This is a genomic window from Escherichia sp. WS1152, from assembly GCF_046487665.1.
GTDB lineage: Bacteria > Pseudomonadota > Gammaproteobacteria > Enterobacterales > Enterobacteriaceae > Escherichia > Escherichia coli.
On the sequence record NZ_JBJQJA010000007.1, the window covers coordinates 259,992 to 271,406 of the forward strand.

The window sequence follows — 11,415 nt, forward strand, 5'->3', positions numbered from 1 at the left end:
CTCCTCTTCTCTCCCTCCCCGACTATCATTTAATCTGGTGTCTCATTGTTAGCCGTCTGAAAATTCAATAACATCAAACTGTTTTGAATCTCTTTTCTTATCATTCAGGTACGAGAGCAGGAATAATGAAAAAACAAACCCAGCTGTTGAGTGCATTAGCGTTAAGTGTCGGGTTAACTCTCTCGGCGTCATTTCAGGCCGTCGCGTCGATTCCAGGCCAGGTTGCCGATCAGGCCCCCCTCCCCAGTCTGGCTCCAATGCTGGAAAAAGTGCTTCCGGCAGTGGTGAGCGTACGGGTGGAAGGAACGGCCAGTCAGGGACAGAAAATCCCGGAAGAATTCAAAAAGTTTTTTGGTGATGATTTACCGGATCAACCTGCACAACCCTTCGAAGGTTTAGGCTCCGGTGTCATCATCAACGCCAGTAAAGGCTATGTGCTGACCAACAACCATGTGATTAATCAGGCACAGAAAATCAGTATTCAGCTCAATGATGGGCGCGAGTTTGATGCAAAACTGATTGGTAGCGATGACCAGAGCGATATCGCCCTGTTGCAAATTCAAAACCCGAGCAAATTAACGCAAATCGCTATTGCCGACTCCGATAAATTGCGCGTCGGTGATTTTGCCGTGGCGGTCGGTAACCCATTTGGCCTTGGGCAAACCGCCACCTCTGGCATTGTTTCCGCATTAGGACGCAGCGGGTTGAATCTTGAAGGTCTGGAAAACTTTATCCAGACAGATGCTTCCATTAACCGCGGTAACTCCGGCGGTGCACTGTTAAACCTTAACGGTGAGTTAATTGGCATCAACACTGCAATCCTTGCGCCTGGCGGCGGGAGCGTCGGAATTGGATTTGCCATCCCCAGTAATATGGCGCGAACACTGGCGCAGCAGCTTATCGACTTTGGTGAAATCAAACGCGGTTTGTTAGGCATCAAAGGCACCGAGATGAGTGCCGATATCGCCAAAGCCTTCAACCTTGACGTGCAGCGTGGCGCGTTTGTCAGCGAAGTGTTGCCAGGTTCTGGCTCGGCGAAAGCGGGCGTCAAAGCGGGCGATATTATTACCAGCCTCAACGGCAAACCGCTGAATAGCTTTGCTGAGTTGCGCTCTCGTATCGCGACCACCGAGCCGGGCACGAAAGTGAAGCTTGGCCTGCTGCGTAACGGCAAACCACTGGAAGTAGAAGTGACGCTCGATACCAGCACCTCTTCGTCGGCCAGCGCTGAAATGATCACGCCAGCGCTGGAAGGTGCAACGTTGAGCGATGGTCAGCTAAAAGATGGCGGCAAAGGTATTAAAATCGATGAAGTTGTCAAAGGAAGCCCAGCTGCTCAGGCTGGCTTGCAAAAAGACGATGTGATCATTGGCGTCAACCGCGATCGGGTGAACTCGATTGCTGAAATGCGTAAAGTGCTGGCGGCAAAACCGGCCATCATCGCCCTGCAAATTGTACGCGGCAATGAAAGCATCTATCTGCTGATGCGTTAATGTCGTAAACCGGGCATCAGGCTGACGTGTGATGTCCGGTTAACTCGTGGTATGCTGCTGCCGTTCCCTTTTTTAATGACGCCTCCATCATGTTTGTGAAGCTCTTACGTTCCGTTGCGATTGGATTAATTGTCGGCGCTATTCTGCTGGTTGCCATGCCTTCGCTGCGCAGCCTTAACCCGCTTTCCACTCCGCAATTTGACAGTACCGATGAGACGCCTGCCAGTTATAATCTGGCGGTTCGCCGCGCCGCGCCAGCGGTGGTTAACGTTTACAACCGTGGTTTGAACACCAACTCTCACAACCAGCTTGAGATCCGCACCCTGGGATCCGGTGTAATCATGGATCAACGCGGTTATATCATCACCAATAAACACGTCATCAACGACGCCGATCAGATCATCGTCGCCTTACAGGATGGACGTGTATTTGAAGCATTGCTGGTGGGATCTGACTCTCTAACCGATCTGGCGGTACTTAAAATTAATGCCACTGGCGGTTTACCTACCATTCCGATCAATGTACGTCGCGTACCGCACATTGGCGACGTGGTACTGGCGATCGGTAACCCGTACAACCTCGGGCAGACCATTACCCAGGGGATTATTAGTGCCACGGGTCGAATCGGTCTGAACCCGACCGGGCGGCAAAACTTCCTACAAACCGATGCTTCCATTAACCACGGTAACTCTGGCGGCGCGCTGGTGAACTCGCTGGGAGAACTGATGGGCATTAACACGCTGTCGTTTGATAAGAGTAACGATGGCGAAACGCCGGAAGGTATCGGCTTTGCGATTCCTTTCCAGTTAGCAACCAAAATTATGGATAAGCTGATCCGCGATGGTCGCGTGATCCGCGGCTACATTGGTATCGGCGGACGCGAGATCGCACCACTGCACGCGCAGGGCGGTGGTATAGATCAACTGCAAGGGATCGTGGTTAATGAAGTGTCACCTGACGGCCCGGCGGCGAATGCGGGTATTCAGGTCAACGATCTGATTATTTCGGTGGATAACAAACCGGCCATCTCTGCTCTGGAGACGATGGATCAGGTGGCAGAAATTCGCCCTGGCTCGGTGATCCCGGTTGTAGTGATGCGTGATGATAAGCAGTTAACGCTGCAGGTCACCATTCAGGAATATCCGGCAACCAATTAAGTCGAGTGCTCAAAACAAAAAACCGGAGTCTGTGCTCCGGTTTTTTATTATTCGCTAATCAATTACTTATTAACGAACTCTTCGCCCAGGGCGATATCTTTCTTGAGCGTATCCAGCATACCTTCCAGCGCGTTCTGTTCAAATGCGCTCAGGGTACCGATAGATTTACGCTCTTCCACGCCGTTTTTACCCAGCAGCAGCGGTTGAGAGAAGAAACGGGCGTACTGACCGTCGCCTTCAACGTAGGCACATTCGACAACGCCTTGTTCGCCCTGCAGTGCGCGAACCAGAGACAGACCAAAACGTGCAGCTGCCTGGCCCATAGACAGGGTTGCAGACCCGCCACCGGCTTTCGCTTCAACCACCTCAGTACCCGCGTTCTGGATACGTTTGGTCAGATCAGCCACTTCCTGCTCGGTAAAACTAACGCCAGGAACCTGTGACAGCAGCGGCAGAATGGTAACACCAGAGTGACCGCCAATAACCGGCACTTCAACTTCGCCTGGCTGTTTGCCTTTCAGTTCCGCAACAAAGGTGTTGGAACGAATGATATCCAGCGTGGTAACGCCAAACAGTTTGTTTTTGTCATAAACACCGGCTTTTTTCAACACTTCAGCAGCAATCGCAACTGTGGTGTTAACCGGGTTAGTGATAATACCAATGCACGCTTTCGGGCAGGTTTTCGCAACTTGCTGTACCAGGTTTTTCACGATGCCGGCGTTAACGTTAAACAGGTCGGAACGATCCATACCCGGTTTACGCGCTACACCTGCAGAGATAAGAACGACATCTGCGCCTTCCAGCGCCGGAGTCGCATCTTCACCAGAAAAACCTTTGATTTTCACAGCAGTAGGGATATGGCTCAGATCGACAGCCACACCGGGAGTCACTGGAGCGATATCATACAGAGAGAGTTCTGAACCTGAAGGCAGTTGGGTTTTTAACAGTAGTGCAAGCGCCTGGCCAATACCGCCAGCAGCGCCGAGGACTGCGACTTTCATCCTAAACTCCTTATTATATTGATAAACTAAGATATGTTGCTCCGCTGCCGCGACCTTAATCCACAAAATTGCCGTTTACAATGACCACATCTCAAGAATGTGTAGTCACGCAAGTTTAGCGTTTATGCATTTAATTGCCGTAATCAGGAACCTAACTTACGTAATTAACAGTCGCTTATGCATTAGCGCAACATTCCAACAGGTGGTGACAATATACCCTACCGTTCAGCCAAAACAACATCAATTTGATAACAATTAATTTACTTTTAAGCAGAATTTGCATGCCGTGACGCAGGCATGTTTCTCAATAACGAAATTTGATAAAATCCCGCTCTTTCATAACATTATTTCAGCCTTCTTCAGGGCTGACTGTTTGCATAAAAATTCATCTGTATGCACAATAATGTTGTATCAACCACCATATCGGGTGACTTATGCGAAGCTCGGCTAAGCAAGAAGAACTAGTTAAAGCATTTAAAGCATTACTTAAAGAAGAGAAATTTAGCTCCCAAGGCGAAATCGTCGCCGCGTTGCAGGAGCAAGGCTTTGACAATATTAATCAGTCTAAAGTCTCGCGGATGTTGACCAAGTTTGGTGCTGTACGTACACGCAATGCCAAAATGGAAATGGTTTACTGCCTGCCAGCTGAACTGGGTGTACCAACCACCTCCAGTCCATTGAAAAATCTGGTGCTGGATATCGACTACAACGATGCAGTTGTCGTGATTCATACCAGCCCTGGCGCGGCGCAGTTAATTGCTCGCCTGCTGGACTCACTGGGCAAAGCAGAAGGTATTCTGGGCACCATCGCTGGCGATGACACCATCTTTACCACCCCTGCTAACGGTTTCACCGTCAAAGACCTGTACGAAGCGATTTTAGAGCTGTTCGACCAGGAGCTTTAATCTCTGCCCCGTCGCTTCTGGCGGCGGGGAAAATGTTGCTTATCCCTCTCAACCCCCTGCTTTCCCCTGCGATTAATTTAACGAATAGTGCGTTTTACTGCGACATGTCATTCACACAATGAATACATACGGTAAAAAAAGCACATTATGCAAAATTCATTATCTAATTGAAAATACTAGAATTAACGATAAATAACCGTATTTTCAATTCTTTTTTGTTATTAAAATTCACATTTTTAACACTTAGTATCAACAGAAACAGTTAGCGTGGTATTAATTAGTCCAATAATTAGTGTATACTTGATTTTGTGATATGGGTCACGAAACAAAGGCCCAGCTAAAAGATTATGTCGAGGTAAAAATCATGAAAATCAAAACCACTGTTGCTGCATTAAGCGTACTTTCTGTTCTCTCTTTCGGTGCATTCGCTGCCGACTCCATTGATGCTGCACAAGCACAAAATCGTGAAGCAATCGGGACCGTATCCGTAAGTGGTGTGGCGTCTTCGCCAATGGATATGCGTGAAATGCTGAACAAAAAAGCGGAAGAGAAAGGCGCAACGGCCTACCAGATTACTGAAGCTCGTAGCGGTGACACCTGGCACGCTACGGCTGAACTGTACAAATAAACCCTCATCGTCTTGTCCGACGATATTGCCCCCGGTTCGGGGGCTTTTTTTTGCGCTAATGACGAACATTAAAACGCAAATGCCCTTCCAGCTCTTCCTCTGCCTCATCAAACAGCAATATTAACGCGCCAAAACGGCGACGCGTTTTCTCTCCCAGATGAACAAATTCAATCTCAAGTGGTAGCGGCAGGACATCGTTCATTAACACATCCCATAGTGAGTCGAGATCGCGTACCTTATCTTTCGCCAGACCAAAGGCTTGGCTGAAGTCGCGATAAAAATCCTCCTGACTCTCAATCTCATCAAAATCAAAGGTATAAATATTCATCTGTTGCCACCGTCACGTTTCGCGGCGAGTTCTGCCGTTCATCGCTAAGTATAGCCATGAAAAAACCGACGCTTTTGGCGTCGGTTTTGACTTAACTATCGGTCAACGCATGTTGATACTTATGGAGCATCCCCGCCAGCCGATGAACCGGTTCCGTCACCTGCGGTGGAGCTTGCCAGATGCGTAGCTTTTCCTGGTAGATTTCCAGTTCTTCCAGCAACTGACCAAAGTACCGACGACGTTTATCATCGCTACGGGCAGATATCACATGGTCTGCTGTGCGGCGCATTTGTCGGTGAAACGCCGATAAATCCTCGTTAATCGGGATCGGCGCATCACGCAGGCGCTGGTGCGCGATAATCATCGTCAGCGCCAGGCGAAATTTCGGCAAATCCCCTGGGAACTTATTCATCAGCAAAAACAGCTGCTGATAAAGTGCCGGGAGGTGGTTCTCTTTACGACGTGCCACATTGGTAGTCATCGCGGAAACAGCGGCAGAAACAAACTGATTAAGCAGTACACGTCCAGTCCTGTCGCGCGATTTATCCCGCACAAGCAAAATAACGGTGAACGCGAGCACACAGCCGACGATTTGCCCTAATGCGCTGTCGAGAAACTGACTGAAATGGAAAGTCATCGGGTTATCCAGCACGATAATATTTATGGTGCTGGCCAGCGCCCCCATCGAGCCCAGTCGCCGTTTCTGTACTTCTATACCGAGGAAAAATCCCAGCACTGCCAGGCTAATACACAGCAGCAACATGCTCTGTTGGGTATTAGGGATAATCACCAAAAAGTAGAGCAGCCCTAACGGCAGCGCGGCCAGCGTCCCGTAGATAAAGTCGATCGCCACCATGCGTGGATTCGGCAAACGCATTGCCAGTGACGTCACTACCGCAATCATCACCATTGCACCACTGCCGGAAGTCCAGCCCGTCCACAGCCAGAAAAGCGTGCCCAGAATGCAGGAAAGTGTGGTTCGCCAGAAGTTAACCATCGCATGATGACGTTCGGCTGACTCTACTTTGACTTCCGGTTCGCCTTGCAGGATCTCTTCTTCGGTGGCGTTGATTTTTGTGTTACTGATAACGCCGCGCTTGAGAAGCTGATAACGCGTTGCCGCCGCGACCCAGCTATAAATGGTGACAGGCGTTTCCCGTTCCCCGGTCCAGGCGATAACTCTCCGCAGGCGTTTGAGCTGCTTGTGGACGTCCTGCGCGGTTTCTACCGGCGTGTCAAAAAATTCGCGGAAAGTATCAGTGATCAATTCCGGGCGCGTATTCTGAATAAGATAAGTTTCGCAGGATTGGGTAATCAGCGTCAGCGATAGCGTATTGATCGCTTTTAAACGTCGATTGGCCCGCGCCCAGCGGGAAGATTCCATATTCAGGTTGCTGCGCATGCCTTGTAGCGCCGTGGTGCGTCGCACCAGGTCGCCCCAGGCTTTATCGACAACTTCACCATCGCCATGCTTGATACAGAGTTGCATTAATTGATATTGCGCGACCAGCAAACTTTCCAGCTCTCGATCCACTTCTTGTTTGATCGATCGCGGAGAAAAGAGCAAATCCGCCATAATCGCACACACAATACCGATAACGATCTCGCTACAACGTTCGACGGCAAACTGCGGCGTAAGCAATGGTTCCGGCTGAATGGTGATCACAATGATCAGCGCGGTATAACCGGCCAGCCCCCACGCGTACGAGTTTTCTATTCGTACCAGCGAGGATATCCAGGTACAAAAACCGGCCCAGATACAGCACACCAGAATCATCAATAATGGTGCGCGGATCATCGCAATGATGATCACCAGTCCGGCAATACAGCCAATAAATGTGCCGATGATGCGCAAAAAGCCACGATAGCGAATAGCGCCAGAATACGGTTCACCTCCCGCAGCAAAGGCCGGACCGGCGGCAACAATCGCCGCTGTCAGTACCGCCCAGCGTGGCGTTTCCAGCTGGAAGTGAAAGCCAACAAACAGCGCCAGTACAATGGCGGTCGCCAGTTTTACCGCAAAGCGAATATGTTGGTTAGCAATGGAGAAAATACCCATCGTGATTAACCAAACTCACGCAGGCGATGGGCCATTTTACGGAAGAACGAATCCTGGCTTTCGTCGCGATCTTGTTTGCCAGTGACCACCACTGTAGCAGTGGTGCCCGCAGGCCAGATGTTCTCTTGCTGGTTGTCGAGACGAATACGAACCGGAACACGTTGCGCCAAACGCACCCATTCAAGGTTAGAGTCGATGGTCGCCATCCCTTTGTCGTCACGCGTGCTGCTGGCGTTGGTGACCCCAGCGGCAACACTATCAACAGTCCCTTTCAGCACTTTGTTACTGCCAAGCGGCGTGATCTCTGCACGATACCCCGGACGCACCCCTTCCAGCTTAGTTTCTTCCATATAGGCCAGTACATAGAAGGAGTTCTGTTTCACCAGCGCAACCGCCGTTGATCCTCGAGTAATAAACTCACCGGTATAGACGTTGAGGTTGGTCACCCAGCCATCTGCTGGCGCGCGGATCACCGTGCGTTCAAGATCCAGTTTTGCCAGATCGCGGGTCGCCTGCGCTTTCGCTAACTGATGCAGAACCGTTTGTAGTACGTTGTTAGCCTGGTCGATCTCTTCGCGAGACATCGCCTGCACACCGAGACGGTTACGACGTCCGGCCTCCTGGCGTTTCTCCTGTGCCAGTACCTGATAATAAGCAACATCGGCTTGCGCTTCCTCAAGCGCCTTTTGATAGCGCGGCTGGTCGATGGTGAACAGTATCTGTCCTTTTTTCACCAGCTGGTTATCATGAACATTCACCTGGGTAATGAGTCCAGAAACGTCCGGCGCGATCGCAACGACGTCAGCGCTAAAGCGCGCGTCACGCGTCCAGGGGGATTCGGTGTAATAGACCCAGGCATTAAAAATTGCGATGAAGGCCAGAATGACTAATACGACCGTGATGGCCGTACGGGAGAATTTTCTTATTAGTGTTTTCACTTCAACCTCAAACGAACAGTCGCGATATCAAATAAAACAAGCAGCAATAGAGCGCGGTGTTGAACAACGCCGGATGCCAGACAAAGTCGTAGATACCTGTTGGCACAAGTACCCGGCGCACCAGCCAGAAAATCGCCAGTGATAAAAGCAATTCAAAAAATATCGGTGGGAAGGACAGCCCAAACACCACGATAACGGGAAACAGACTCATGTTGACCTTGGTTGTAAAGAGAGAGCAGGCGTTATTATTTTCAGCATCTGTCGCCGCAGAGAAGGGCATGGAAAGCCGGGCGAGAGCAACATTGCTGTAGATTGATATTTAATATATTAGCGTAACTGTTATGCTGTTATCTATATTATGTGATCTAAATCACTTTTAAGTCAGAGTGAATAATGGAACGACTAAAACGCATGTCGGTGTTTGCCAAAGTAGTTGAATTTGGCTCTTTTACCGCCGCCGCCAGACAGCTACAGATGAGCGTTTCGTCCATCAGTCAGACGGTGTCAAAACTGGAAGATGAGTTGCAGGTAAAGCTGTTAAACCGTAGCACACGCAGCATTGGCCTGACCGAAGCCGGTAGAATTTACTACCAGGGCTGCCGTCGTATGCTTCATGAAGTGCAGGATGTTCATGAGCAACTGTATGCCTTCAATAACACCCCCATCGGGACGCTACGCATTGGCTGTTCTTCAACTATGGCACAAAATGTTCTCGCCGGGCTGACAGCCAAAATGCTGAAAGAATACCCAGGTTTGAGCGTCAATCTGGTTACCGGAATTCCAGCCCCCGACCTGATTGCCGACGGTCTGGATGTGGTGATCCGCGTCGGCGCGTTGCAGGATTCCAGCCTGTTTTCCCGCCGTCTTGGCGCGATGCCAATGGTGGTGTGCGCCGCGAAAAGCTATCTCACACAATACGGCATACCGGAAAAACCCGCCGATTTAAGTAGCCATTCATGGCTTGAATACAGCGTGCGGCCCGACAATGAATTTGAACTGATTGCACCGGAAGGGATCTCGACTCGCCTGATCCCGCAAGGGAGATTTGTGACTAATGATCCGATGACGCTGGTGCGCTGGCTAACGGCGGGTGCCGGGATCGCCTACGTGCCGCTGATGTGGGTGATCAACGAGATCAATCGCGGTGAGCTGGAGATCCTGCTGCCGCGTTATCAGTCAGATCCACGCCCGGTTTATGCGTTATATACCGAAAAAGATAAGCTGCCGCTGAAGGTACAGGTCGTGATCAACTCGCTGACGGATTATTTTGTTGAGGTCGGTAAATTGTTTCAGGAAATGCACGGGCGCGGGAAAGAGAAGTAATTCATATTGTACTGTTACGTTGTACAAACCTGTGCCAACGGGTTCCCCTAACCTTCTCCACAGAGGGGCAAGGGGACCGTTCATGCACGTAGAAAGATTAATTATCCTTCTGAAAATACTGAAATTATTACGCGGTACCGCCAACAGTCAGGTTATCAACTTTCAGCGTTGGCTGGCCCACGCCAACCGGCAAACTTTGCCCTTCTTTACCGCAGACACCCACGCCGTTATCCAGTTTCAGGTCGTTGCCCACCATCGAAATCTGCTGCATGGTTTCGATACCGGAACCAATCAACGTCGCGCCTTTCACCGGCTTCGTTACTTTACCGTTTTCAATCAGATACGCTTCTGAAGTGGAGAAAACGAATTTGCCGGATGTAATATCCACCTGACCGCCACCAAAGTTCGGTGCATAGATACCGTACTCAACAGATTCAATAATTTCTTGCGGGGTCGATTTACCCGGCAGCATATAGGTGTTGGTCATACGCGGCATCGGCAGATGAGCGTAGGATTCACGGCGACCGTTGCCAGTCGGTGTCATCCCCATCAAACGCGCGTTGAGTTTATCCTGCATGTAGCCTTTCAGGATGCCATTCTCAATCAGCACGTTGTACTGACCTGGCGTACCTTCATCATCAATCGCCACCGAACCACGGCGATCGACCATCGTGCCGTCATCAACCACGGTACACAGTTCTGAAGCCACCAGCTCCCCGACCTGTCCACTAAATACTGAAGTGCCACGGCGGTTGAAGTCGCCTTCCAGACCGTGCCCCACCGCTTCATGCAACAGCACGCCCGGCCAACCTGCGCCAAGTACTACCGGCATGGTGCCCGCTGGTGCGGCGACGGCAGAAAGATTGACCAGCGCCATACGCACTGCTTCTTTTGCCCATGCATCCGCACGGACTTCACCGTCAAGATCGGCAAGGAAGAACTCATAACCAAAACGACCGCCGCCGCCACTGGCACCGCGTTCGCGTTTGCCATCTTCTTCGACCAGAACGCTCACGGAAAGACGCACCAGCGGACGAACATCCGCCGCCAGCGTGCCGTCGGTGGCCGCAACCAGAATTAATTCATAAACGCCGCTGAGGCTGGCAGTCACTTCTTGTACGCGCTTGTCCGCTTCGCGGGCAACCTTATCGACGCGACGCAGGATATCCAGCTTCTCTTCACGGCTCATGCTTTGCAGCGGATCTACCGAGGTATACAACGGGCTATGCTCTACCGCGCCCAGCGTCTGTACTTTGCCATCACCACTATCACGGACGATGGTGCGCGCCGCTTGCGCACTCTGTTCCAGCGCCAGCAGGCTGATTTGGTCAGCGTAAGCAAATCCGGTTTTTTCACCACTGATTGCACGCACACCAACGCCCTGATCGATGTTGTAAGAACCATCTTTAATAATGCGGTCTTCTAAAACCCAGGATTCGTGATAGCTCGACTGAAAATAGAGATCGCCATAATCAAGGCGACGTTCGGCCAGTTGACCGAGGATCGCGAACAAGTCCTGATGTTTCAGGCCGTTCGCCGCTAGCAATTGTTCACTTACCAGGTTCAGACTCATCGTTTTTGCT

The 11,415-nt window shown here is 50.7% G+C and carries 11 protein-coding genes; 5 read left to right on the plus strand and 6 right to left on the minus strand.

The window, feature by feature from the left end:
* Positions 1-125 precede the first annotated feature (125 nt).
* Together degQ and degS are read left to right on the plus strand one after the other, a co-directional pair.
* Positions 126-1,493, plus strand: a complete 1,368-nt coding sequence (gene degQ / locus ACJHW7_RS13925) for a serine endoprotease DegQ (RefSeq protein ID WP_001295271.1) — start codon at positions 126-128, stop codon at positions 1,491-1,493.
* An 89-nt stretch (positions 1,494-1,582) separates the two neighbouring features.
* Positions 1,583-2,650, plus strand: a complete 1,068-nt coding sequence (gene degS, locus ACJHW7_RS13930) for an outer membrane-stress sensor serine endopeptidase DegS (protein ID WP_000497728.1) — start codon at positions 1,583-1,585, stop codon at positions 2,648-2,650.
* A gap of 62 nt (positions 2,651-2,712) precedes the next feature.
* Here the strand turns inward: degS and mdh are convergent, their stop codons facing one another.
* Positions 2,713-3,651 carry a malate dehydrogenase gene (gene mdh, locus ACJHW7_RS13935; RefSeq protein WP_001295272.1) on the minus strand — a complete coding sequence of 313 codons (939 nt, stop codon included), beginning with the start codon at positions 3,649-3,651 and terminating at the stop codon, positions 2,713-2,715.
* A gap of 434 nt (positions 3,652-4,085) precedes the next feature.
* Here mdh and argR point away from each other — a divergent pair, with 434 nt between their 5' ends.
* Both argR and yhcN read left to right on the plus strand, forming a co-directional pair.
* A complete protein-coding gene (gene argR, locus ACJHW7_RS13940) occupies positions 4,086-4,556 on the plus strand; it encodes a transcriptional regulator ArgR (RefSeq protein ID WP_001257846.1) in 471 nt (156 codons plus the stop codon).
* Between the two features lie 364 nt (positions 4,557-4,920).
* Entirely contained in the window at positions 4,921-5,184 is a 264-nt protein-coding gene (gene yhcN / locus ACJHW7_RS13945) for a peroxide/acid stress response protein YhcN (RefSeq protein ID WP_000695690.1), read from the plus strand.
* A 55-nt stretch (positions 5,185-5,239) separates the two neighbouring features.
* On the opposite strand, the gene ACJHW7_RS13950 is transcribed toward yhcN, so the two are convergent.
* The 4 genes from ACJHW7_RS13950 to aaeX form a co-directional block, all read right to left on the minus strand.
* A complete protein-coding gene (locus ACJHW7_RS13950) occupies positions 5,240-5,512 on the minus strand; it encodes a barstar family protein (RefSeq protein WP_001029005.1) in 273 nt (90 codons plus the stop codon).
* Positions 5,513-5,603: 91 nt separating this feature from the next.
* On the minus strand, positions 5,604-7,571 hold the full coding sequence (aaeB, locus tag ACJHW7_RS13955) for a p-hydroxybenzoic acid efflux pump subunit AaeB (RefSeq protein ID WP_000510951.1): 1,968 nt from the start codon (positions 7,569-7,571) through the stop codon (positions 5,604-5,606).
* Positions 7,572-7,576: 5 nt separating this feature from the next.
* On the minus strand, positions 7,577-8,509 hold the full coding sequence (gene aaeA, locus ACJHW7_RS13960; protein ID WP_000854021.1) for a p-hydroxybenzoic acid efflux pump subunit AaeA: 933 nt from the start codon (positions 8,507-8,509) through the stop codon (positions 7,577-7,579).
* Positions 8,510-8,516: 7 nt separating this feature from the next.
* Positions 8,517-8,720 (minus strand): p-hydroxybenzoic acid efflux pump operon protein AaeX, encoded by a 204-nt coding sequence (aaeX, locus tag ACJHW7_RS13965; RefSeq protein ID WP_000051841.1) that lies wholly within the window; start codon positions 8,718-8,720, stop codon positions 8,517-8,519.
* A 182-nt stretch (positions 8,721-8,902) separates the two neighbouring features.
* On the opposite strand from aaeX, the gene aaeR reads away from it, so the two are divergent.
* A complete protein-coding gene (gene aaeR, locus ACJHW7_RS13970; RefSeq protein ID WP_000440317.1) occupies positions 8,903-9,832 on the plus strand; it encodes an HTH-type transcriptional activator AaeR in 930 nt (309 codons plus the stop codon).
* A 127-nt stretch (positions 9,833-9,959) separates the two neighbouring features.
* On the opposite strand, the gene tldD is transcribed toward aaeR, so the two are convergent.
* Entirely contained in the window at positions 9,960-11,405 is a 1,446-nt protein-coding gene (gene tldD / locus ACJHW7_RS13975) for a metalloprotease TldD (RefSeq protein WP_000055909.1), read from the minus strand.
* Between the last annotated feature and the right edge of the window lie 10 nt (positions 11,406-11,415).